This is a genomic window from Cryobacterium sp. MP_3.1 (genome assembly GCF_035984795.1).
GTDB lineage: Bacteria > Actinomycetota > Actinomycetes > Actinomycetales > Microbacteriaceae > Cryobacterium > Cryobacterium zongtaii.
This window is the reverse complement of the sequence record NZ_JAXCHV010000013.1, coordinates 64906-88287: the sequence shown is the minus strand read 5'-3', so window position 1 is coordinate 88287 and position 23382 is coordinate 64906. Positions and strand designations below refer to the sequence as shown.

The following is a 23382-nucleotide window of genomic DNA, read 5'->3' as shown; positions in this document are numbered from 1 at the left end:
GCTATCCAGAACACCCGACGCACGGCACGGGAAACAGGAATACGCATGATCACTCCAAAGAATCAGAGTGTTGCGCTGACCCCTTGAACCCAAGCCTCCGATGATCCGAACATCTCTGGCTATTTCGCCGGTGACGTGACCGTGAACGACTATCACGCATCTCGAAAGTAGGCTCCCGATGAAACCGGAAGCGACGTTTCCCAAACGTTCACGACGGCCAACCCGCCGGCGGCAACGTCGGCATTGGGCATTGGACTGGTAATCGCCCTGACAGGGTGCTCACTTGGCGGTTCGGAGGGGCAGTCGAAGGAATCCGCAGATGCGGCCCTGTCGGCGGTCCCGGGCGTCAGCGAGGGGTCTGTGAACACCGAGAGCATGGTGAGCGGTCTCATGGAGGAGACCCGCACAACGATCGAGGTTCATGTGGAGACTGGGTTCTCGGTGCCCGACCCGGAGGCCCTGGTGGATTACCTGATTGGCGTCGCCTGGTCGACTAGGACGAAGGAAGCGAGCTCGACTGTGCAGATCATTGTTCTCAGCGACCCGCAGATTTCCATTGGCGATGCTGTCGAGGCAGGCCCGTGGGAGCACACCGGGGTCGACCCGAATTCCCCGGATAGGGCCGGCGTAGCCGCAGCCGAGATCAAGGAGCGCTTTGGGGACTGGCCGGGGCGAGGTGCCGGTGCTGCCGGACGGGCTGATGACTGGCCCAACGTCGACCCCTGCCCCGTGATCCGCGCGTCAGTGCCGGATGACCTCGCCGCGACGGCCCCCACTCGGGTGGCAAGAGGTTAATTTTCGACATATTTTGCTGTTAACCAGCACATTCTGGCCGGAATGACCCTAAGCTGGCGGCTTGCACGGGGGGTGCGGCATCTCGCCGCATCATTGCATGTTTATCTTTTGGGGGAATTCGCCATGGCGAATATCAATGTTTCGTACCAGGAAATCAATTCCAACGCCGACCGCCTTGTGGCCGGTCGCGACGAGATCAACGCCACGCTGGGCAAGCTCCAGTCGCAGATCGCCGCACTGATCAGCTCCGGCTTCTCGACGGACAAGTCCTCCGGCGCGTTCTCGGATGCCTACAACCGCTTCACCACCGGAGCGCAGAACACCATCGGCGGACTCGACGACCTGTCGCTGTTCCTGCGCACCACGGCGCAAACTCTCGGCGAGGTCGACGCGCAGCTAGCTGCCCGTCTCTCCCGCTAACAGCGCGCGTTCGGCAGCGTGGCGTCGATACGACGCTGCGCTGCGGTGACGCGTGGCTGACCTGAACGTCGATGCCGCCTTTGTGACGGGCATCGCCTCATCGATGGATCGCGCCAGCGCGCCGCTGAAACTCGGCAGCGACCTCACCCGTGACGCGGGCAGCGCCGAGCTGGGGTCTGGGCCTGTGGCAAGCACACTCGACGAGTCGACGAGCCAGCGCGCAGCCCGCGCCGTGCTGGCCGGCGAGACAATCGCGGACCTGGGCCGCCGGGCAACCGACTACGTCAACGAGATCCTCGCCGCGGATACCAAGCTCGTCGCTCAACTGGAGAACGGTCGGAGGCCACTGTGAGCTGGACCAGAACCAACCCGGGTGCCGGCGACCCATGGGGCATCCGAAGTCAGGCCAGCATTCGCCAGACCGGTGCCGACAACATACGCACGACAACGCTCACCAACCTGCAGACCGCCGTCACCGACGCCGCATCGGCAACGTGGACCGCGCAAGCGGCGACGGCCTTCGCCGCCAGCGCGGAAGGCCTGATTCCCGACGTGCAGGTGATCATCACCGGGCTCGAGACGGATGCCGGCGCTCTCAATCAGTACGCGGCCATGGTCGAGCAGATCCAAGACCAGGCCCGCGCGGTCCAACGTCAGCAAGACGACGCCCAACGCGACCTGGCCCGACTGCTGTTCACGTCCTTCGGTGACACCGCCGAGACGACGAGCCCCTGGTCGGAACCGGACCCCAACGCTCTGGAGCGAGCACGGGTGCTGGAGGCCCTGAGGGTAACCCGCTCGACGCTCACCCAGGTGGAGGTGCGCTGGGACGAACTCGCCCTCCAACGACGGGCCGCGGACGACGCCTGTGTAGCGACGCTGGCCTCGGTCGGTTCGCGGGGAAACCTGGCCGGGCTCGGGACCCAGCAGCTGAGCTACTTGAGCACGACAGGGCTGCTCCAGAAACTCGGCGGTCTCAGCGCCACGGAGATCACCATTCTGCTGCAGTACAACCCGGGTCTGGCGGAGAAATTCCGGAACAGCCCGCCGGATGCCGCCGGGGTGGATGCCTGGTGGTCCGGCCTCGACGGAGCCTCTCAGGCCGCGTTGATCGCGGCGTTGCCCATCGTGATCGGCAACCTCGAGGGGGTGCCGTACGCCAGCCGGGTGCAGGCGAACAAGCACAACATCAGCGCGGGAATCGCGACTCTGGAGAAGGAGATCGTCGATCTGAAGAAAATCGTCGAGGCCAACAAGGACGGCAGCGGCACCCGGGGCGGGGGGAGCGGCGCCGCCCGACGGGAAGCGCAGGAGAAGATCGATGCCCTGCGGGACCAGATCAGCTACTACAGCAAGCTCCGCGACGAAAAGACCACATTCCCGGACCCCGCGACGGGGCTACCGGTGACCGTGACCGGCCACAACATCCTCGTCTTCGACCATACCCAGGATGCGATCGCCGAGTATTCGGGCTTGCTCGACCCGGTCACCGGCAATGTGCCCGCTGCAGTGCGCAGTCTCGGAATCTACGTGCCCGGCACCAATACGACGCTCGGGAACTTCGATGGTCAGGTCCAACGGAGCGAATGGTTCGTCGGACACGCAGCGAATGACGGCAGCATCGCCATGATCACCTGGAAGGGTGGGGCGTTTCCGCAAGGAGGCGAGGCCATCTCCGGAGGAATGACTGAAAAGCTCGGGCAACGGCTGGCTCAGTTCGGTCAAGGAGTAGAACTTGCGAACACCGCCACCGTGGTCGGGTTGGGATACAGCGCAGGAGGAGCGATGCTGGGCTCGGCTGAACGGGCGGGTCTAGCGCTGGACCGGTCGCTCCAGATTTCCAGTGCGGGGATGGGTTTCGGCGTGAGTGACTTGGAGGAATACCCTGCCACCGCCGACGTGCCGCATTACTCTCTCATGGCTCCGGGCGATTTACTGGCCTATCCCCAGGGCCTCGAAGCCGGCGACTGGGGCCACGGTGGTAGCCCCTTGACCACCGATGGATTCGTTCGGCTCGAAACCGGATATCTCGAGGCCGGGGACGTGTCCTCTGGGCAGATAAAGGGCCACTCCGCTATCTGGGACAAAGAAGGCACCACGATTCTCCAGATGTACAACGTGATTGCAGGTGAACAAGTGGAGCTTTATGCGAAGCCCGAACTGATCTCGACCGACCCGGACACCGGGCAGAGTGTCTACACCAACCCGGTCATGGAACCCGGCTATAAGCCGAAAATGGTCGATGTGCAGAGTGGCGACAAGTGATGCGAATCAGCTCCGGCCGCGATGCTAGACGATCGTTGACCTCATTACTGCTGGTCGCCGCGCTCGCGATGACCGGCTGCAGCCAAGAAACGGGAGCGAGCACGAACATGACATTGGACGAGGCGGAAGAGATCACCACGTCAGACGTGGAAGCGCTGATCGCAATCATCGATCCGGCCCTCATCGAGCGTATCGATGATCGTACGAATGAGTCGACGAGCTGCAACGGGCCCGACGTCGATCCTGAGCAGCGAGTGCGCCAGTGGGAGAACCGACGTTCAATCTGGTTTGTTGACAGCGTGCGGCCGCTCAATGGGCTGGAAGCCCTCGATGAGCTCGTCAAGGCGCGGGTCGGCGACGGCTGGACACTAGCGAGAGACACCCTGGAAGATGACGGCAAGGTCCGCCGCGTGCAGCTCTTCTCGCCGGAAGCGGGCGGGAACGAAGAGGGCGTCTACGGCATCAATATCGCGGGCGGCAACGAGGTTGGCGGCCTGACCTCCCTGAATATCAGCGCTGTGAGCCCGTGCTTCGAGGTTGCCGAGGGAGAGTCGTGGAACTGACGATGAGCCGGGGGGATCGAGGCGTCACCATTGTCGTCGGCCCGGACGACAACGGCCACAGGGCCACCACCATCAGTGCGGACGGCCCGTGCGTCACAGCTAGTGAGAGAGCAGCGCGGTCATGACCGAACAGATCAGCCCCGACAAGACCAGCACGGGGACCAGGCGCCGCACACCACGCCTGTCCCGCCCGGGCAAGCCGGCGGCGTCGACGGCTACGGGAACGCCCAGGGGAGCCGTGCGCCCGCCGACGAAGTCACGGCGTCGCCCGGCCGTGATCGCCGCCGGCGTCGCCCTCGCCATCGTCGGCGGTCTCGGCAGTTGGTACTACGCCTCCACCGTCGGTAATACCGTCACGGTTCTGTCGACGCAGACAGATGTCGCCCGCGGTGCCACCATCACCAGTGCCGACCTGACCACGCTGCAGATCGCCGGTGGGCAGGACACCCCCGCCTTCACCGCCGCGCAGGCCACCGACGTGATCGGCCAGACCGCCACGGTCGACCTGCCGGCCGGCACCCTGGTCACCACGGCGAACGTGGGGGCGGGAATCAGCATTGCCGCCGGCGAATCCATCGTGGGTGTGGCCCTCACCGTGGCGCAGCTGCCGAACTACCCCCTTGCCGCGGGGGACCGGGTGCGCGTTGTGGACACCCCGATCGCGCAGGGTGACCCGCCCGCGACCTCGCCCAAGTCCTTCGTCGCCACGGTGTTCACCAGCCGGTTCGACGAAGGCACCGGCACCTGGGTCGTCGACCTCGTCGTGCCGTCCCAGGAGGCAGCCGACATCGCGGCGCGCAGCGCCACGGGCCGGGTCGCCCTGATCCTCGACGCACCCCAGGGGGAGTAGCCCATGGCGATCCTTGCCCTGACCAGCCTGGCCGGCTCGCCCGGCGTCACCACCGTGGCCGTGGGCGCCGCGTTGAACTGGCCGCGCCCGGTGATCCTCGTCGAGGCCGACGTCTCCAAGTCCAGCAGCATCCTGCCCGGATTCCTCCGCGGACAGGTGGACCACGCGCTCGGACTCACCCCGCTCTCGGTCGACCACCAGCGCGGTGAGATCACGCTGGCGAACCTGTGGGCCCAGACCATCGAACTCGCCCCGGAGCGTTACCTCATCCCCGGCTTCTCCAGCCTGCAGGCCGCCCGCGGCACGACCACGCTGTGGGTGGCGCTGGGCGCGGCGCTCGCCGGGCTCGAGGCGGCCGGTGTCGACGTTCTGGTCGACCTGGGCCGGCTCAGCCAGACCGACTCACGGATGCCGCTGTTGCAGCAGGCCGACGGCGTGCTGCTGGTCGCGCGCCCGGTGCTGCCGGATGTGGCCGCGCTCGCCCCGCGGGTGGCGGATCTCAGCACGGCGCTCGGCCTGGCCGGCCGCGACGGTGCCCTCTCGCTGCTCCTGGTGGATTCGGCACACGAGGGCTACTCCTCCGCCGAGATCAGCCGCGCCCTGGGGCTGCCGGTGGCCGCCCGGCTCGACTGGGACGTGCGCTCCGCCGCCGTGTACTCGCTCGGCGCCGCCCGGCAGCTCCGATTCGACCGTGCGCCCCTGGCCCGATCCCTCACCACCGCCACCGAGGCGCTGAGTCAGGGCCTGGCCGAGCGGGCGACCCGACTCGGCAGCCGCCCGAGCGCACCGTCCGACGCGCAGACCAGCACCACGCATTCCACCACCGTGCTCGCCGATGCCAGCCAGACCGGAGATCCCTCGTGACCGACCGCATCGAATCGATCGACGAGGTCGACCGCCCCCTGAACATTGCCGACCTGCCGTTCTTCTCCGGCGGCTCGCCGATCGGCATTCCGGATGAGGGGCCGTTTGACGCGCCGCTGGCACATCGCCGGCACAGCGACGGGCCTGCCATCGGCACGACCCCTCCGACCGTCGATCCGTTGTGGGCCGGCGGGCTCGACGGCACCCTGCCCGTTTCCCTGCCTTGGGATATCGTCGCCGGGCTCCGCGAGCAGGTCGCGAACCTGCTGGCCCAGTCAGAACTGGCCTCACCGAGCCTCACCGACGCCTCCCGGCAGGCCCTGGCGCAGGCACACATCGTTGACGTCATCCGCTCGCAGGTCGACGACATGGTGCGCCTGGCCGGCGGCACCAGCGCCTGGGACCCGCGCACCCAGACGGCCATGGCGAAGGCCATCTTCGACTCGCTGTTCAAGCTCGGCCGGCTGCAACCGCTGGTGGAACAGCCCGAGGTGGAGAACATCGACATCTACGGGTACGACAACGTCTGGCTCACCTACGCATCCGGGGAGAAGAAGCGGCACGAACCCGTGGCTTCCTCCGACGCCGACCTGATGGCCGAGATCGCGTTCCTCGCCGCCCGGGGCGGGGAGAGTGGGCGCGCGTTCACCGCCACCAACCCGATCCTGGACATGGACCTGCCCGGCGGCGCCCGGCTCGCCGCCGTCGCCCCGCCGATCTCGCCGCGACCCAAGATCGTCATCCGCATCCACCGGTTCGTAGATATCACCCTCGACGACCTCGTGGTCAACCACGGCACCCTCACCCACCCGATGAGTGCGTTCCTCGACGCCGCCGTGCGGGCAGGCAAGTCCATCGTCGTCGCCGGGCATCCCAACGCCGGTAAGACCACCCTCGTGCGGGCGCTGTGCAACAGCATGGACCCGATGGAGGAGATCGTGACCATCGAGAAGGAGCGCGAGCTGCACCTGGACCGGATGGGCGACCGCCACCACATTGTGACGGCCCTGCAGTACCGGCCAGGTCAGGGCGAGCGCACCAGCGACGGCAGCCGGCCGGGTGAGATCACCCTGGTGGAGCTGCTCGAAGAGGCGCTGCGGCTGAACGCCCAACGGATCGTGGTCGGCGAGGTGCGCGGCGGCGAGATCGACGCCATGTTCCAGGCGATGCAGGCCGGTGTCGGCTCCCTCAGCACCCTGCACGCCGAGTCGCCGTCCAACGCCATCGAGCGGATGGCAACCCTCACCCAGAAAAGCCTGAACACCTCGGATGCCTACGCCTACCGGCAGATCGCCCAGCACATCAACTTCATCGTGCAGGTGGGCAAGGTGCGCGACCTCGACACCGGCCGGGTGCGCCGCATCGTCACCGAGATCGCCGAGGTCGGTCCGGGGGAGGGCTCGCGGCCCATCGCCACCCCGATCTTCCGTGCCGACCCGTACACGCACGAGCAGGAGACCGCCAACCGGCCGCGCGAGGAGACCCTCGCCCAGCTGGTGCACGCCGGTTTCGACCCGGCCCTGCTGATGCCCACGCAGGGCGGTGCGCCCTCGTGAATACCACCCTGCTGATGCTCTGTACCGTCGTCGGCCTGCTCGGTCTGCTCGTCGTGGTGCTCGGCGTGCTGCCAGCGCCGCCGCCCACGCAGGCCAGGCCGCCGGGCGTGCTGCGGTTGCGGATGCGCGCCTACCGCAGCCAATTCAGCCGCAAGCGCCAAATCGCTGCGCTCGGCGGCCTCGTCTTGGGTGTACTTGCCTGGCTGGTCACCGGGTGGTTCGTCGCCGTGATCGCCGTGCCCATCGCCGCGATCGGCCTACCGGTTCTGCTCGTCAAGGGCACCGAGAACGAGACCATCGACCGGCTGGAAGCCCTCGAAACCTGGACCAGGAGCCTGTCCGGCCTGATCGTCTCCGGCGCCGGAATGGAACAGGCCATCGCCGCGTCGCTGAGCAGCTCGCCCGGCGCGATCAAGGAACAGGTGAGCATGCTCATCGCCCGGATCAACGCCCGGTGGGCGACCTCCGCCGCCCTGCAGGGCTTCGCCGACGATCTCAACGACCCCACCGCCGACCTCGTCGTGGCGCACCTGCTGCTCGCCGAGAAGCAGCGCGGCCCCGGCCTGGTGAACGCCCTCGACGACCTCGCCCAGATCGTCTTCGACGAGGTGCGGGTGCGCCGGCAGATCGAAACCGACCGCGCCAAGCCCCGCGTCAGCGTGCGCATCATCACCATCGTGACACTCGCTCTGCTGGCGGCCATCCCGTTCGTCGGTGAGTTCATGAAGCCCTACCAGACCTTCTTCGGCCAGGTGGCCCTGTTCGTCTGGCTCACCCTCTACGTGGTGCTGCTGGGCTGGTTGGGGCGCATCACGGTGGGCAAGCCCACCCCGCGCATCCTGGAGAACCCGCTCTCCGCACACGGCAAGGTGGCCTGAGATGTGGCAGCTTGCCCTGCTCCCCGGCGTGATCGCCGGGCTCGGCGTCGCGCTCGTGATCTCCCAACTGCTCCCGAAACAGCCGCAGCTGGCCGCCGCGATCACCCGCCTGGGCAACACCGCCGCCCTCGACGCGAAGACGGATGCCACCTTCGAAGTGCGGGTAGGCAGCTGGGTGCGCGCCCGGCTCCCCGACCTGCCGGGTTTCACTCTCCCCACCCGCAACCTCGCCCTCGTCGGCGTATCGGTGAACAAGTACCTCTCTGACAAGGCCCTACTGGCGGCATTCGGCCTGATCGCGCCCAGCCTGTTCGGCCTCTTCCTGCAGGTGCTCGGTGTCGTGCCGTTCTACCTGCCGGCGCTGCTGGGCATCCCGCTCGGTGCCGCCCTCTGGTTCGGCCCCGACCAGGACCTCAAGACCAAGGCCGCCACCGCGCGGGAGGAATTCTCCCGGGCCGTGGCCGTCTACCTCGAGCTCGTCGCCGCCGAACGCCGTCGCGGCGCCCCGGCCGGGCATGCGCTGCTCTCCGCGGCGGAGGTCGGCCGGTCGTGGGTGTTCGTGCGCATCCGCCAGGAACTCACCCGGGCGCAGTACGCCGGCACCCCGCCCTGGGACGCCCTGACCACGTTCTCGGAGGAGATCGGCGTACCCGAACTCGCCGACGTCGCCAAGATCGTGCGCCTGTCGGGCGAAGAGGGCGCCTCGGTGTACGAGACCCTCCGCGCCCGGGGCAAGTCCCTGCGGGTGCAGCTGCTCAACAACGAACACACCCACGCCAACGAGGCCAGCGAGCGCATGACCATCCCGATGACCATGCTCGCCATGGTCTTCGTGGGCATCATCCTCACCCCGCTGGTCATGAACCTTCTCATCGCCTGATTCCTCGCTCGACCATCCGTTGTCAACCCGCACATCACCAGGAGCGCCACATGTTCACTCTCGCCCAATCCCTCTTCACCGAAGTCCGCCGCCGTGCTCGTCTGGTGCGTTCCAGCGGAGACGCCGGCCTGCAGACCGTTGAGTGGATCTTCCTCGTCGTCGGCATCCTGGTGATCGCCGGCATCGTCATCGCCGCGGTGACGGCGTTCGTGCAGGCCCAGGTCGGCAAGCTGCCGGGCTAAGCCGCCGACCATGGCCAGACGACCGCGTTTCCGTACCACCCTCACGGCACTTCGCCGTGAGGGGGCGTCAGAGCGCGGTTCGCAGACGGTGGAAGCCCTCATCGTGCTGCCGATCCTGTTCGGCGTGTTCTTCGTCATCGTGCAGGGTGCGGTGTGGTTGCACGCCGGCAACATCGCCCAGGCCGCGGCGTCCAGCGCCTACAATTCGGCCCGGCTGTACGATGCCGTGGCCGCGGATGGCGTGGCCGCCGGAACCACGTCTGCCCAGCAGACCGGCACGGTTCTAGACGGCGCCCTAGTAGTCGTGGATCGAACGACTACCACCGTCACGGTCACGGTCACCGGCAATGCGCCCACCCTGGTTCCCGGCTGGAACACCCACGTCGAACGCACCGTGTCCGGCCCGGTAGAACGGTGGATCGCACCATGAGGCTGCGTCGATGGGTGCGCAGGCGGCTGCACGGCTCCGGCGAGCGCGGCTCGATGTCTGTCGAGCTCGTGCTGATCGCGCCGGCGTTGGCGCTGGTCATCCTGCTGCTGGTGGCCGGTGCCCGCGTAGCCCTGGCCGGCAACGCCGTCGAATCCGCCGCCGTCGCCGCGGCCCGGGACGCGTCGTTGTCTCGCACGACCGCCGGGGCCCAGGCCGGCGCACAGCTGGCCGCGCAGACCTCGGTGGCGCAGTCCGGCCTCGCCTGCGCTGATTTCAACGTGGTAGTCGACGACAGCGGGCTCAATGTTCCCCTCGGGGAGGTGGGCACCGTCAGCGCCACGCTGAGCTGCACGCTCGACCTGACCGACATCGCCCTGCCCGGCCTCCCGGGCACCAAGACCATTACCACCACGGCAAGTTCGCCCGTGGATGCCTTCCGGGAACGCCCATGATTTCTCGCCGACTCATCGCATCAGATGTACTTCCAGCCCTCCAAAGGAGCACCATGACCACGCTGAACACAAAGATGTCCTTCCGTCAGACCCGCACGGTCGGCCTTTTGGGGACCTCGCTGGTCGTGGCCCTGCTCGTGGCGGGTTGCTCCAGCCCTAAACCCGAGGCGACGAAGGAGGCGACGACCACGCCCACCGCAAGCGCCACGCCCACACCGACGGCGTTGGCCGGAACGGTGGAGGCGCCTCAGAGCGCGGAGGAGGCAATTGCGGGCGCAACCGCTGCTGCCGAGACCTATCTCGACGTTCGCGCTGAGATCGAGACGGAACATCCCGAGGACTCCAGCGCGATCGAGTCCGTCGCGATGGGGGAAGTCGCCGCAGACACGCACACCAATGCTGCCACTCTCGCCGAGGAGGGAACCATCCTTTCTGGTTCCTACTCGTATGACATCACCACGTCTTACGCGACAGATTTGACATCCTCCGACGGAACCGTATTTCCGTTCACAAGCGTGAACTTTGAAGGCTGCTTCAGCTCCGAAGGTATTTCGGCTACGAACGCGGATGGGAGCCCTGTTGGCATGAGTACCAACCGTCGGGGCGTGGTCGAGATGTCAGTTTTCTACGTCGCCGCGGAGGCTACGTGGTTGGTGGAGGCGCTCCGAACACCGCAAACTGGCGACGTGCCGTGCTGAGGCGCGTGTCGCGGGTTCACCGCGTGACACTCTTGGGTGCGTTTTTCGTCGTCGTATTGGTGATGTCCGGCGGCGTGCTGACGACTCCGGAGACGGCCCGGGCCTATTCGGTTTGCACCACGCCCCCGTTTGCACTGCCGGTGTGCACGAATGTCGTCTCTGAGGAGGGGAAACCGGCTGATTCCGCAGCCGATCCGGACACCGGTCTGACGCCGCAACTGGAACCCTGTCTCGACCGTCAACCCAACGACAGCTACATCGAGATCGGCTGCTCATCCGAATTGGGTTGGTGGAGCAACCGGTACCAGTGCTTTATGAGCTTGGAGGAAGTGCAGGGTCCGCCGCCGGCAGCGCCGGACCCCGTGGGTGCGTGGTACCACTGCCAGTCGCCGCCCGGCCCCGCCTGTGATCCGGCCACGGTCTGCCGGGACAACTACACCTTCACGGTGTGGTTGCTCAACCCGCCGCCGGGGGTGCCCACCCTCACCCCGGGCCAGGCTGCCCGCATCCTGGTGGAATCCTTCCAGCTTGAAGGCATCACAGTGGGCCTTGCACCCGACCCGAATGTGAACGGTTCGAAGAGTTACGTGGGGGTTCCTATTTGGATGTGGGCGGAGAACCCGACCCCGCTCAACTTCGGACCCTACGTTCAGACGACCACTCTCGGTGCGGTGAGCATGACGGCGACGGCGCAGGTGACCTCCATCATCTGGAACATGGGCGATGGCACCACCGTGGCCTGCGCCAACGCCGGCACCCCGTTCGTGGTGGCCTACGGCGCCGTAGATTCGCCCACCTGCGGGCACCGCTACGCCCGCACCTCCGCTACCCAGCCGGGCGGGACCTTTCCGATCACCGCGACCAGCCAGTGGCAGGTCAGCTGGGAGGGTGGCGGAGAATCCGGAATGATCCCGCTGACCACCACCGCGACCAGCGCGGTGCAGATCAACGAGATCCAGTCGGTCAACGTCGGGGATTCCCGATGACCGGGCCCTGTGTTTCTCACCGAGCTCTCGACGGAGCGTCATGACCCCGAACTCACCGATGTCATTCCGTCCGAACCGCACGGCAGGCATTTTGGGCTGGTGTCTGGTGGCCGCCGTGATCTTGGCAGGTTGTTCGAGCCCGGTAACCGAGGCTGCACCGACCCCCGAAGCCAGCGCCGCCATACCCGCCCCCGCTGCAAGCGCCACGCCCCCACCGACTGCGGTAGCCGGCGCGGTTGAAGCCCCTCAGAGCGAGGCCGAGGCCATCGCGGCGGGTACGGCAGCCATGCAGACCTACCTTGATATCCGAGCCGAGATCGAAGTGAACCACCCGGCCGACTCGACCGCCATCGACGCCGTCGCAATGGGTGAGGCTGCGGAGATTGTGCACAAGGTTGCGACTTCGAACACGCTCCAAGGGTTAACCAGCGCCGGGTCCTATGCCTTCGACGCCACGTCCGCCTATGCCAACGACCTGACAGCATCGGACGGAACCGTGTACCCGTTCGGGCACGCGCAGTTGGAAGGCTGTATGAGCTCCGAGGGGATCTCTGTGACCGATGCCAACGGAAGTCCCGTCGAAATGAACCCAAACCGTCGAGGCATTGTCCAGGTGTCGGTGTACTACGTCGCCGGGGAGTCGAGATGGCTCCTTATGAACCTTGAATCAAGGGATAGTGCGCCTTGCTGACGCGCCGATCGAGCTCCTCTCACGAAGTTGCTCGCGGGCTCGTGGCCGCGCGTCGATCTCGTGAGATCGGTTATCGCCAGTCCCGGCTATGTCCAGCCCTTCTAAGGAGCACCATGACCACCTTGAACACAGCGAGATCTTTCCATCAGAGTCGCACTGTCGGCCTTCTGGGCGCATTCCTGGCAGTGGCCCTGCTCGCGGCCGGTTGCTCCAGCCCGTCGGCCGAGGAGACCAAGGCGGCTTCGGCTGCTCCCACCGCAACGGCCACTCCAACACCGAGCGCTGTGTCTGGTGAGGTCGAGGCACCTCAAAGCGAGGCGGAGGCCGTCGAGGCTGCGACGGCCGCAGTGCAGTCATATTTGGACATCCGAGCAACGATCGAGATCGAGCATCCAGCCGATTCGAGCTTGATCGACACCATTGCCATCGGGGACGCCGCCGCCAACGTGCGCAGAATCGCTGGCGAAATCGCCGAAGAAGGCTCGGTGTACTCAGGGACGTATGCATTCGGGGTCACGTCTGCGTACGCGAACGACCTGACGCTGGATGGAACCGTGTACCCATTCGGGAACGCGCAGCTGGAGGGCTGTTTCAGCAGCGAGGGGATCTCCGTGACGAACGCTGACGGAACTCCCGCCGAGATGATCTCCAACCGAAGAGGTGTTGTGCAGGCGTCGGTGTTCTACGTCGCGGCGGAGTCCAAGTGGTTTCTGACCGCACTCGGAATAGCGGGAACGGAGAACGTGCCGTGTTGAGCCGCCCGTCCACCGGGCTCATGGCGGTGAAGACACAGATGCCCAGCGACCGCGCGCGGTCTTCTGTGTCGCCGCCAAGAAGACGTGGCTGCTCAGCGAGCTCGGCGCGACGGAAGAGGTGAACGTGCCGTGCTGAGAACCCGAGCGAAAACTATCCCCGACCACGGCGAGTTCGCCCGTGGATGCGTTCCGGAAACGACCATGACCAGTCGCCCACTCGTCGCATCGGATCTACTTCCAGCGCCCCAGAGGAGCACTATGACCACCCAGGTCACACTGAGCACCTGTCGCCACGGTGAACGTGCCGTGCTGGTGCCGTCTCAAGAGTTTGACGCTTCTCGTGAGCCCACGACTCCGGATCTATTCACAAACTTCAAAGGAAACACCATGACCACGCTGAACACGCCGATGTCTTTCCGTCCGAGCCGCACGCTCGGACTTCTGGGCGCCTCCTTGGTCATGGTCCTGTTCGCGGCGGGGTGCTCCACCTCGGCGCCAGAGTCGCCGAAGGCGGCATCCGCCACCTCCACGCCCGCTGTAAGCGCCACCCCCACACCCACTGCGGTAGCCGGCCTTGTTGACGCCCCCCAGAGCCAGGCGGAAGCAATCGCGGCGGGGACCGCGGCGATGCGGACGTATCTCGATGTCCGGGCCGAGATCGAAGTGAACCACCCGGCCGACTCAAGCGCCATCGAGGCCATCGCAATGGGGGAGGCCGCGGACAAAATACACAGAATCGCAGCTACGCTCACGGACCAAGGGACAATCAGCTCTGGGTCCTACGCGTTCGACGTCACGTCCGCTTACGCCAACGACCTCACCGCCTCGGACGGAACCGTGTACCCGTTCGGTCACGCGCAGCTGGAAGGCTGCATGAGCGCCGAGGGGATATCTGCAACCAATGCGGACGGGATTCCCGTCGAAATGAACCCCAACCGTCGAGGCATCGTCCAGGTGTCGGTGTACTACGTCGCCGCGGAGTCGAAATGGTTCCTCACGAGTATCGAATCACGGGACAACGCGCCGTGTTGACACCCCGGGCGAGATTACGTCTGACGAAATTGCTCTCCACGGTGCTCGTGGTTGGCACTGCTCTCGCTGGATCGGTAATGGCCGTTCCCGGCCCGGCACGCGCGGATTTTCTGGTGTGCGAGGGAGAGGGCGAGGGAGGTGGGGTTGATGAAGCAGCCACCAACCAGGTCTGCACGATGACACGCAATGAAGCGGGGAAACCGGGAGATCCTGGAGTCGACCCCGGCAGCGGACTGACTCCGGGGCCAGTTGAGTGCCTCGACAAGCAGCTCAACGGCAGCTACGAGGTGATCACCTGCCAGATCGACGTGGGCTACTGGAGCAATGCCAGACAGTGCTACCAGAGACTCGCCGACCCGCAGTCGCCGCCGCCGGAAGGCTTTGACCCGGTCGGTGCCTGGTACGACTGCAGCCCGCCGCCTGCACCCGCGTGTAGCCCGACGGGCCAGGTCTGCCTGGACCAGTGGGGCACCTCGAATTGGTTGCTCACTCCGCCGCCGGGAATCACCACACTCACTCCCGGTCAGGCCGCTCGCAGCCTCGTGGCGTCGTTTGCCCTCACCGGCATCACGGTGGGCTTTGCACCGGACCCGACCGTGGCCGGGTCGAAGAGTTACGTGGGAGTGCCCATCTGGATGTGGGCGGAGAACCCGACCCCGCTCAGCTATGGCCCCTACGTGCAATCGACGACCCTGGGCGGTGTGACCATCACCGCGACAGCGCAAGTGAGCTCCATTGTCTGGAACATGGGTGATGGCACTACTATCGCCTGCGCCAACGCCGGCACCCCGTTCGTGGTGGCCTACGGCGCCGTAGATTCGCCCACCTGCGGTCACCGGTACGCCCGCACCTCCGCCGCCCAGCCGGGCGGGACTTTTCCGATTACCGCGACCAGCCAGTGGCAGGTCAGTTGGGAGGGCGCCGGAGAATCCGGGATGATCCCGCTGACCACCACGGCGACCAGTGCGGTCCGAATCAATGAGATCCAATCGGTGAACGTGGGACCCGGCCGATGAGCGGGCCTAGGGCGCATATCCGGGGCCGGATCACCGCGCTTCGCGGGGACCGCGGGTCCGCATCGGTTTCGTTCCTGCTCGTCTCCGTCACCCTGATCGTCGTGATCGGGCTCGTCGTCGACGGCGCCGGGAAGATCCAGGCGAACGAACGCGCCGACCTGGTCGCAGCATCCGCCGCCCGCACCGCCACGAACTCCATCGGCGGTGACACCGTGCGGGTGGGCGCGCTCACCCTCGACGCCGCGAAGGCGACCGCGGCCGGCGAGGCCTACCTCGCGGCGGCCGGCATGCCCGGCACCGTCACGGTCAACGGTGAGGTCGTCACCGTCACCGTCAGCACCACCTACAGCACCCGCTTTCTCAGCCTGATCGGCATCGTCGAGCTCCCCGGCACTGGCGAGGCCTCGGCCCGGCTGATCACCCAATAGTTTTCGATGCAGGAGAACACCATGAAAAGACTCGCTCTCGGACTCGGTTCGTTGGTGCTCGCGCTCGCCCTGCTGGTGGGTATCCCGGCCGCCCTGCTGTTCCTGGCCGGCAACCCGTTCCCCAGCGGAGATGAGCTGTCACGGGCGTTGAGCACGCCGGACTACGGCGGCGAGTTTCTGGTGGGCACCCTGCTGCCCCTGATCGCCTGGGTTGCCTGGGCCACCTTCGCGCTCGGCTTCCTAGTGGAGCTTCCGGGGCACATTCGCGGCATCCCCAGCCCGCACCTGCCCGGCCTCGGCCTGCAACAGCTCTGGGCCGCAGCCCTGATCGGGGCCATCGTCGTGATGCTCACCGGCGTCGGAGCCCTCGCCGGGTCGACCGCGGGATCGCCGACCGCCGTCCCCGCATCCGTCAGCGTGTCCCAAAGCGGCACCGGTGCCACGCTCGGTGCCACCCAGGCGGATGGCGGCGCAGGCGCGGGATCGACGGACAGCGCCGCGGTGAGCATCGACACGACGGTGGAGGCTGCACCCGCCGCGCCGATCGCCGCCGCGCCCACCTACGTCGTGCAACCCGGCGACTCGCTCTGGCGCATCGCGGAGCAGCAGCTGGGGTCGGGGGAGCGGTTCGCCGAGATCGCGGGCTTGAACCTGGGTGTGGCTCAGGGCGACGGTCATTCCCTCACGGCCGAGAACTGGCTCAACGCCGGCTGGGTACTGACCCTCCCCGCCGATGCCGCGGTTCCGGCTGCTCCCGAAGCCGCCACCCCGGCCGAGCACGTTGTCGTCGAGGGCGACACGCTCTGGGACCTGGCCGCCGACGCATACGGCGACGGCACCCGGTACCCGGAGATCGTCGCGGCCAGCGCCGCGGTGGTGCAACCCGACGGCACCACGATCACCGACCCCAACCTGATTCAGCCCGGCGAGACGGTGAACCTGCCGGGCGTCGGCGCACCGACACCGGATGCGGTCGCCGCGGTCGCCGGGACAGTAGCCGCCAGCCCGGTTGCCGAGGGAGTACCGGTCGGAGCAACGATCGAGGCAGCATCGCGGACAGTCACCCCGGCCGTGGCCGCTCCCGTCGACGCCTCAGCCGGGGTGGAAGCCAACGCTGCCGGGGCTGCCGCGTTCTCGCACACGGCACCCGCACACACAACGGGCGGCATCGGTGCGGTGCTCGCCGTGGGACTGCTCGGGCTGCTCGCGCTGCGCCGGGCCGGTCAGCGTGGACGCCGGGAGTTCGGGCGCCGGATCGCCCTACCCACCGCTGAAGCCAGCACCCTGGAATTGGAACTGCGCGCCGTCGAGAACCGGATGGGCCTGGACGACATCGATCACGCACTGCGGTACCTGGCCGTGTGGGCCGAGGACACCGGGAGGACCCTGCCCTCGATTGAGGCCATCCGTCTCGCCGATGATGACATCACCCTGTATCTGTCCGGCACCGACCCGCTACCGCGACCGTTCCGCACCAAGGCTGTTCCTGCCGACGTTGTGCCCGGGAATAACACGACGGCCTGGACGATCGACCGGGCTGCATTGCCCGGAGTGGAACGGGTGCCGCAGCCGCCGTACCCGGCATTCGTGACCCTCGGCCAGGACCAAGCCGGAGCGCACATCCTGGTGGACCTCGAGCGACTCGGCACGCTCGGCGTGACCGGGCCGCCCGAGTTGCGGCTGGGCGTGCTCACCGCGATCGCCGCCGAACTGGCGACCAGCCGCCGCTCCGAGATCCGCGTCACCGTCGTCGGCGCCGCCGACGACCTGGCCACGGCGCTGGCTTCGCCACGGCTACGGCATGTGCCGGATGTGGCCACCCTCCTGGCGCACCCGGCCGGAGATGCCCTCGCCGCGGACACCCCGGAAATCGTGATCCTCGCCTTGGCGCAACCACTCTCCGACCGGCAACGGGCTGCACTGGCGGCCCGATCCGCGCGGCTGGGCGTCGTCCAGTCGGGTTCAACGGCCCGCGCCGCGGCGGCACCCGACCGGGCGCCCTGGACTCTCAACGTCCACGACATCGGCGCCGCCCGGCTGCTGCCGGTGGGGCTCAGCCTTGCCCCGCAGCTGCTGGGGGCCGCGGAGTGCACCCGGCTGATCGGGCTGTTCCGCAGCACCGCCGCCCACAGCGTGACCCGGCCCGAGTGGGCACGGCAGATGGGTGCGGCGGGTGTCGGTGGAGCTGGTTCGACCGGTACGGCGGAAGCGGCTGGCGTCGGAGCATCCGGTGCCCCGTGGATTCGCCTGCTCGGGCCGGTCGAAGTGATCGGCGCCCGCGGTGTTGAACCTCGCGGCATTACCGGCGGCGCGAAACGCTCCCGGCTGCCCTGGGCAACCGAGCTGGTGGCCTTCTTCACGGTGCACCGCACCGCCAGCGCGGTCGACGTGCAAACGGCCCTCTGGCCGGCCGATCTGCCCACCGGCCTGGCCGCCCAGCAGAACCGCAACGCTCTGATGAACGAGACCCGGGCCTGGCTCGGCGACAGCACCGACGACGAACCGTACCTGCCTGTTGTCGGCGCGGACGGCCTGCGCCTGCACGCCGATCTGCAGAGCGACTGGGATGTTTGGCGGCAGCTGCTCGGCGACGACGTCACCCTCACGACGACGGCCACGCTGGTCAGTGCCCTGCGGCTGGTCACCGGGGCGCCGCTGACCGGCATGCCGGCCAACCACTTCGCCTGGGCCGAGCCGCTCCGGGAGGAGATCACCGGAGCCGTCCTGGACGCCGCCGACGAGCTTGCCGCGCGGGCCCGGATCTCGGGCGACGCGGACGCAGCAGCCCTCGCCACCACTGTGCGCGCGTTCGTCGAGCCGCACCTCGTAGTCAGGACAAAGTGAGCTAAAAGGGATGAAATCCGCCCGCCACACGGTCCCCATTTCCGACCTTTGTCCTCATAAACCGCCCATGACGATGCACTCCTTTGTGCGCTGCGGGGCTACCGTGGTGTGCCACCCCTTGGATCTCTAACCTCGACACGTGGCGACGCACGCACTCCTAGAAAGGATGCGGAGAGCCCGACGAAACGGGTGATCCCAACCAAGTCAGTATGAAAACCTTCTTCCACCACTTCTCGTGGTCGCTCATCGTGTCCTTGATAGCGCTCGTCATCGCGCTGGTTTACGGCGGCTGGGCTGCGGTTGCCCTCTGCGTGATCCTTGGGCTGATGGAGATCTCACTGTCATTCGACAACGCGGTTGTCAATGCCAGGGTGCTGGAGAAAATGTCGGAATTCTGGCAGAAGATCTTCCTCACGATCGGCATCCTCATCGCCGTCGTGGGGATGCGCCTGATCATGCCGCTCATCCTGGTGTCCGCAACCACGGGTCTTTCTTTCGGCGAGGTCATCACCCTGGCCCTGCAGAAGGGTGACCCGGCCACCGTCGGCACCTACGGCCACTATCTGCACGATGCCCACCCGCAGATCGCGGCCTTCGGCGGAATGTTCCTGCTCATGCTGTTTCTGGATTTCATTTTCGAAGAGCGGGACATCACCTGGCTCAGCTGGTTGGAGAAGCCGCTCGCTCGGGTCGGAAAGCTCGATTCCCTGTCCTACGTTGTCGCGCTCGCGGCTCTGCTGGGCGGAGCTGCCATTGCCGACGATGCTTCTGTGGTCCTTGTTGCCGGCGTGCTCGGCCTCATCACGTACGTTCTGGTGAACGGACTCGGGTCATTGTTCGAGGGCAGCGACGCGGCCGAGGCAGTGTCGGACACCACACGCGGCGGCGCGTCCACGCTTGCCGTACTCACCGGCCGGGCAGCGTTCTTTTCTTTCCTCTACCTCGAAGTCCTCGACGCCTCTTTCTCGTTCGATGGCGTCATCGGCGCGTTCGCAATCACCGCGGACCCGATTATCATCCTGCTCGGTCTCGGTCTGATCGGCGCGATGTTCGTCCGATCGCTCACCATCTTCCTGGTGCGCCAGGGCACCCTCAACGACTACATCTACCTCGACCACGGCGCCCACTGGGCCATCGGTGCGCTCGCGGGCATCCTGCTTCTGAGTATCGGTTTTGAGATCCCGGAGATCGTCACGGGTCTCATCGGGGTGTTCCTGATCTGCGCGGCCTTCCTCTCGTCGGTTCTCGCGAACCGGCGCGAATCGGCCGAAACCCTGATCAAGGCCCCTGAACTCGTCGACAGTCCCTAGCGTCGGTTCTCGCCGCGCCAGCGACCGTCGTGGAAGGCCAAGGCCGCCGGGCGCACCTCGACGACTCCGTAAAGTGCGGCAGGGCACTTCTCCGCCCATTCCAGCGCGGCGGCCCGGTTCGGCACGTCGATCACGAAGCAGCCGGACAGGGATTCGACGGCGTCGATGAACGGACCGTCGCGCACCTCCCGGCTGCCGCCGCGGAGCGTTACCGTGGTCGACTCCGCGGCGGGCCTGAAGATATCCGCTGCGACCAACGCGCCCGATTCCTGTAACGACGCCGCGTACGCGTCGAACAGCTCCCGAAACGGCGGCAGCTCCTCCTCGGAGATATCGCCCTCCCTGGTCTCAGCCTTGATGATGAGCAACGAGAAGCGCATGAGATCTCCTTCGATATGCGGTTACAGGTCGAGCGACTCGTGGGGTTCGAGCGGGAAGAAGGTTCCGCCGTTCTGCTCCGTGGCGGACTTGATACGGGAGCCGGCGAGGTCCTTGCCGCTCCGCGACAAACCCATCTCGTGGGTCGGAAAGCTGCGCATCGGCTTGATCGCGAGAACGTAGTCGATGACCTCGCTGATCTTCAGCCACGGCGCCCCTGCCGGGACGGCCAGGGTCTTCACCGTGACTCCCTCGGGGATGGTGAACGCATCACCGGGGTAGAACAGCTCGTCGTTCACGAGCACCCCCACGTTGTCGATCACCGGGATGGACAAGTGGATCACGGCGTGCTTCTGGCCGAAGAACCGCAGCGTGAACGGGCCGGCCTCAACGGTGTCCCCCTCGGCGACCACTGTCACGGCGATGTCACCGGCCGCCGCGGCGACACCGGCCGGCCCGTAGATGGGAACGCCGGGGTTCATGGCCAACACCCGGTTCAACTGCTCGGGTGTCCAGTGGTCGGCGTGCTCGTGGGTGATCACGATCGCGGCCGCATTGGCGGTCTCGGTCAGTGCGGTGGTGAACGAGCCGGGATCGATGAACAGCTTCTGCCCTGAGGCTTCGAGGACGAGTGCGGCGTGTTCGAGTTTGGTCAACTTCATGTCTCGAGCTAATACCCAAACCAGACCGCGGGCAACGCGCGACACGCGCATCCTGCGAGCACCCGCACCCCGCACGACGCGCGGACGACGCGCTCGATTTGAACTCGGTAACCAGGCTGTGGCATACTCGTGAAGTTGCAAAAACGGCCCCATCGTTTAGCGGCCTAGGACACCGCCCTCTCACGGCGGTAACACCGGTTCGAATCCGGTTGGGGTCACAAACGCCCGGCCTCCTTCTCGCGAAGGAGGCCGGGCTTTTTCTGTTTTGGGACGTTCGACCCTATCGTTGCTGAACGCCGGCTGGGAGTCTGAAACTCACAGCCCACTGTCAGACGACACGGGCGCCATCAATCGACACAGAGGAAACCTCCCATGGCGACCAGCACCACCCGCGGGGCAGCGGTCACCGCCCCCGCCGCGACGACCGGCACCACCCTGCTCCAGCGTCGAACCCTCGCGGTGCTGCGACTGGCCATCGGATTCATCTTCCTCTGGGCGTTCCTGGACAAGACCTTCGGTTTGGGCTTCTCCACTCCCGCCGAGCGTGCCTGGCTCAACGGCGGAACCCCGGCGCAGGGTTTCCTGAACAGCCCCGGCGTCACCGGACCGCTGCAGCCCTTCTTCGTCGGAATCGCCAGCCCGCTGGTGGACTTCCTCTTCATGCTCGGCATGATCGCCGTGGGACTCGCCGTCATGCTCGGTGTGGGTCTGCGGGTCAGCGCCGTTGCCGGCAGCCTCATCATGGTCTTCATGTACCTGGCCGAGTGGCCCTTCGCCGCCGGCGCGGCCTCGACCAACCCGCTGGTGGACTACCACATCATCTACGCGCTGGCTCTGATCGTCGTCGCCGTCTTCGCGGCCGGCGACACCTGGGGCTTCGGCAAGACCTGGAAGGCACTGCCGATCGTGCAGAAGTACACCTGGCTGATCTAACCGGTCAGCACGCAGAAGTACCTGGCCGGCCGCCCTTCGGGGCGGCCGGTTCTGTTCTGCCCGCAGCCGGCCGCAGGCTACTTGGCGGCGCCGCGCTGGTTGCCGCGGGTGATTCGGGCGACTTCGTCGTCAATGGCGTCTTCGGTGATGATGCCCCGGTTGGGTCCGAAGGCATCGAGGCCGATGAAGAAGGCGGCGATGCCCATGCCGCCGATCGGCCAGATCGGCCAGAAATACCCGCCCGGATCCGTCAACAACCACACGGCGATGACGATGAGAGAAACCCCGAGCCAGACGCCGCAATAGTTCCAGAAGTCACGGCGCGCCTTGAGCCGCTTCGTCGCGAGTTTGCGGAGTTCTTCGTTGTTCATACCGCGAGGGTATCGCCGGTACGGTGCCGCGACCATCCCCCGACCGGCCGAGGTGGCCGAAGGGGAGTACGACGCCCGTATTTCCCGGTCAGAGTGCGTCTGAACGAGCCCAGGGTATTGGTACGGTGGTACCTCGACTTCCCCCGAACAGGGCGGAAGCGCTCCGAATCGGAGCAGGACGGATTTTTTCGGAGTGCACATGGCAGTCAACGGCGAGAGTGCGATCACCCTCGGCGACTCGAGCGTGCACTTCAGCTTCAGTGCCGGCAGCGACGTCGGTCGGGTGCGCAAGGTCAACGAGGACAGCTATCTGGCCCAGTCGCCGGTGTTTTTCGTCGCCGACGGCATGGGTGGTCACGCGCACGGTGACGCCGCCAGCCAGACCGTCATCCGGGTCTTCGACGACCACATCGAACAGGGCGTGCCCTCGACTCCCGAGCGGATCCTCGACGCGATCCACTCGTCGAACGACGCGGTCCGCGACCTCAGCGCTGCTGACGACTTCGGTACCGCAGTGTCCGGCACGACCCTCACCGGCGTCGCGTTCGTCGATGCCGGCGACGACGTCGGCTTTCACTGGATGGCGTTCAATATCGGTGACTCCCGTATCTACACCTGGGATGGTCGTACCCTCGAGCAGCTCAGTGTCGACCACTCCGCGGTTCAGGAGATGGTGGATGCCGGCTTGATCAAGGCGATGGATGCCGAGAAACACCCGGACCGCAACGTCATCACCCGCGCCATCGGGGCCGACGAATTCGTCGACGCGGATGTTTGGCTGTTGCCCGCGACCGGACGCCACACCTTCCTGCTCTGCTCCGACGGTCTCACCAAGGAACTGTCGGTCGTCGAGATCGCGGAGCTGCTGGCCTCGCACGCCGTTCCGGAAGACCTCGGATCACTGGCCGACGTGCTCGTCGCTGCGGCGCTGGCCAAGGGCGGCCGGGACAATGTCACCGTGGTCATCGTCGAGTCGACCTGGGGCGATCCTGGTCCGGACAACGATGTGACCCGTGAAAGCCCGGCAGGGTTGCACCAGAATCTTGAAGATACGCGGCCACGCAACACGAATCCGGACTGAAG

At 66.6% G+C, this 23382-nt stretch carries 27 protein-coding genes and 1 tRNA gene; 25 read left to right on the top strand and 3 right to left on the bottom strand.

Translation table 11 applies throughout. The features are described from left to right. Positions 1 to 360: 360 nt before the first annotated feature. The 22 genes from RCH12_RS10480 (at position 361) to RCH12_RS10375 (ending at position 19955) form a co-directional block, all read left to right on the top strand. Positions 361 to 795 (top strand): hypothetical protein, encoded by a 435-nt coding sequence (locus tag RCH12_RS10480; protein WP_327016826.1) that lies wholly within the window; start codon positions 361 to 363, stop codon positions 793 to 795. A 123-nt stretch (positions 796 to 918) separates the two neighbouring features. Next, positions 919 to 1215, top strand: a complete 297-nt coding sequence (locus tag RCH12_RS10475) for a WXG100 family type VII secretion target (RefSeq protein WP_103429634.1) — start codon at positions 919 to 921, stop codon at positions 1213 to 1215. Positions 1216 to 1267: 52 nt separating this feature from the next. Then, complete coding sequence (locus RCH12_RS10470) at positions 1268 to 1567, top strand: hypothetical protein (protein ID WP_327016825.1); 300 nt, start codon at positions 1268 to 1270, stop codon at positions 1565 to 1567. Beyond that, positions 1564 to 3480, top strand: a complete 1917-nt coding sequence (locus RCH12_RS10465; RefSeq protein WP_327016824.1) for a hypothetical protein — start codon at positions 1564 to 1566, stop codon at positions 3478 to 3480. The genes RCH12_RS10470 and RCH12_RS10465 overlap by 4 nt, the downstream gene beginning before the upstream one ends. Then, positions 3477 to 4043, top strand: a complete 567-nt coding sequence (locus RCH12_RS10460) for a hypothetical protein (protein WP_146073486.1) — start codon at positions 3477 to 3479, stop codon at positions 4041 to 4043. Before RCH12_RS10465 ends, RCH12_RS10460 begins: the two co-directional genes overlap by 4 nt. A gap of 121 nt (positions 4044 to 4164) precedes the next feature. Continuing rightward, complete coding sequence (locus RCH12_RS10455; protein WP_327016823.1) at positions 4165 to 4893, top strand: SAF domain-containing protein; 729 nt, start codon at positions 4165 to 4167, stop codon at positions 4891 to 4893. 3 nt (positions 4894 to 4896) lie between these two features. Beyond that, complete coding sequence (locus RCH12_RS10450; protein WP_327016822.1) at positions 4897 to 5757, top strand: hypothetical protein; 861 nt, start codon at positions 4897 to 4899, stop codon at positions 5755 to 5757. After that, a complete protein-coding gene (locus RCH12_RS10445; protein ID WP_327016821.1) occupies positions 5754 to 7313 on the top strand; it encodes a CpaF family protein in 1560 nt (519 codons plus the stop codon). Before RCH12_RS10450 ends, RCH12_RS10445 begins: the two co-directional genes overlap by 4 nt. Then, positions 7310 to 8191: a type II secretion system F family protein gene (locus RCH12_RS10440; protein WP_327016820.1), complete on the top strand. Its 882-nt coding sequence runs from the start codon at positions 7310 to 7312 to the stop codon at positions 8189 to 8191. Before RCH12_RS10445 ends, RCH12_RS10440 begins: the two co-directional genes overlap by 4 nt. A 1-nt stretch (position 8192) precedes the next feature. Continuing rightward, the gene (locus tag RCH12_RS10435) at positions 8193 to 9071 is read left to right on the top strand and encodes a type II secretion system F family protein (RefSeq protein WP_327016819.1); all 879 of its coding nucleotides are present in this window, start codon (positions 8193 to 8195) and stop codon (positions 9069 to 9071) included. 50 nt (positions 9072 to 9121) lie between these two features. Beyond that, positions 9122 to 9313 (top strand): hypothetical protein, encoded by a 192-nt coding sequence (locus RCH12_RS10430; RefSeq protein WP_327016818.1) that lies wholly within the window; start codon positions 9122 to 9124, stop codon positions 9311 to 9313. A 10-nt stretch (positions 9314 to 9323) separates the two neighbouring features. Then, positions 9324 to 9743, top strand: a complete 420-nt coding sequence (locus RCH12_RS10425; protein ID WP_327016817.1) for a TadE/TadG family type IV pilus assembly protein — start codon at positions 9324 to 9326, stop codon at positions 9741 to 9743. Then, positions 9740 to 10195 (top strand): TadE/TadG family type IV pilus assembly protein, encoded by a 456-nt coding sequence (locus RCH12_RS10420; protein WP_327016816.1) that lies wholly within the window; start codon positions 9740 to 9742, stop codon positions 10193 to 10195. The genes RCH12_RS10425 and RCH12_RS10420 overlap by 4 nt, the downstream gene beginning before the upstream one ends. Before the next feature lie 53 nt (positions 10196 to 10248). Then, positions 10249 to 10893 (top strand): hypothetical protein, encoded by a 645-nt coding sequence (locus RCH12_RS10415; RefSeq protein ID WP_327016815.1) that lies wholly within the window; start codon positions 10249 to 10251, stop codon positions 10891 to 10893. Between the two features lie 314 nt (positions 10894 to 11207). Further along, complete coding sequence (locus RCH12_RS10410) at positions 11208 to 11879, top strand: hypothetical protein (protein WP_327016814.1); 672 nt, start codon at positions 11208 to 11210, stop codon at positions 11877 to 11879. A gap of 40 nt (positions 11880 to 11919) precedes the next feature. Next, positions 11920 to 12570 carry a hypothetical protein gene (locus RCH12_RS10405; protein WP_327016813.1) on the top strand — a complete coding sequence of 217 codons (651 nt, stop codon included), beginning with the start codon at positions 11920 to 11922 and terminating at the stop codon, positions 12568 to 12570. A 113-nt stretch (positions 12571 to 12683) separates the two neighbouring features. Next, entirely contained in the window at positions 12684 to 13325 is a 642-nt protein-coding gene (locus tag RCH12_RS10400) for a hypothetical protein (RefSeq protein ID WP_327016812.1), read from the top strand. Between the two features lie 258 nt (positions 13326 to 13583). Continuing rightward, positions 13584 to 14357: a hypothetical protein gene (locus tag RCH12_RS10395; protein WP_327016811.1), complete on the top strand. Its 774-nt coding sequence runs from the start codon at positions 13584 to 13586 to the stop codon at positions 14355 to 14357. Between the two features lie 176 nt (positions 14358 to 14533). Next, entirely contained in the window at positions 14534 to 15373 is an 840-nt protein-coding gene (locus RCH12_RS10390; protein WP_327016810.1) for a hypothetical protein, read from the top strand. Beyond that, positions 15370 to 15801 (top strand): hypothetical protein, encoded by a 432-nt coding sequence (locus RCH12_RS10385; RefSeq protein WP_327016809.1) that lies wholly within the window; start codon positions 15370 to 15372, stop codon positions 15799 to 15801. Before RCH12_RS10390 ends, RCH12_RS10385 begins: the two co-directional genes overlap by 4 nt. Before the next feature lie 21 nt (positions 15802 to 15822). Further along, positions 15823 to 18645 carry a LysM peptidoglycan-binding domain-containing protein gene (locus tag RCH12_RS10380; protein WP_327016808.1) on the top strand — a complete coding sequence of 941 codons (2823 nt, stop codon included), beginning with the start codon at positions 15823 to 15825 and terminating at the stop codon, positions 18643 to 18645. A gap of 209 nt (positions 18646 to 18854) precedes the next feature. Next, positions 18855 to 19955, top strand: a complete 1101-nt coding sequence (locus RCH12_RS10375; protein WP_103429613.1) for a DUF475 domain-containing protein — start codon at positions 18855 to 18857, stop codon at positions 19953 to 19955. Here the strand turns inward: RCH12_RS10375 and RCH12_RS10370 are convergent. Beyond that, positions 19952 to 20335, bottom strand: a complete 384-nt coding sequence (locus RCH12_RS10370; protein WP_088456523.1) for a YciI family protein — start codon at positions 20333 to 20335, stop codon at positions 19952 to 19954. The two genes, RCH12_RS10375 and RCH12_RS10370, sit on opposite strands and share 4 nt — an antisense overlap. A gap of 21 nt (positions 20336 to 20356) precedes the next feature. Continuing rightward, positions 20357 to 20995: an MBL fold metallo-hydrolase gene (locus tag RCH12_RS10365; protein WP_327016807.1), complete on the bottom strand. Its 639-nt coding sequence runs from the start codon at positions 20993 to 20995 to the stop codon at positions 20357 to 20359. Positions 20996 to 21140: 145 nt separating this feature from the next. On the opposite strand from RCH12_RS10365, the gene RCH12_RS10360 reads away from it, so the two are divergent. Both RCH12_RS10360 and RCH12_RS10355 read left to right on the top strand, forming a co-directional pair. Further along, positions 21141 to 21213 (top strand) — tRNA-Glu (locus RCH12_RS10360). A gap of 154 nt (positions 21214 to 21367) precedes the next feature. Then, entirely contained in the window at positions 21368 to 21928 is a 561-nt protein-coding gene (locus tag RCH12_RS10355; RefSeq protein WP_198415728.1) for a DoxX family protein, read from the top strand. 77 nt (positions 21929 to 22005) lie between these two features. On the opposite strand, the gene RCH12_RS10350 is transcribed toward RCH12_RS10355, so the two are convergent. Beyond that, positions 22006 to 22299, bottom strand: coding sequence for a 2TM domain-containing protein (locus RCH12_RS10350; protein ID WP_165787985.1), 294 nt, complete (start codon positions 22297 to 22299; stop codon positions 22006 to 22008). Positions 22300 to 22498: 199 nt separating this feature from the next. Between RCH12_RS10350 and RCH12_RS10345 the strand changes: the two genes are divergently transcribed. After that, positions 22499 to 23380, top strand: coding sequence for a PP2C family protein-serine/threonine phosphatase (locus RCH12_RS10345; RefSeq protein ID WP_103429609.1), 882 nt, complete (start codon positions 22499 to 22501; stop codon positions 23378 to 23380). The last annotated feature ends 2 nt before the right edge of the window (positions 23381 to 23382 follow it).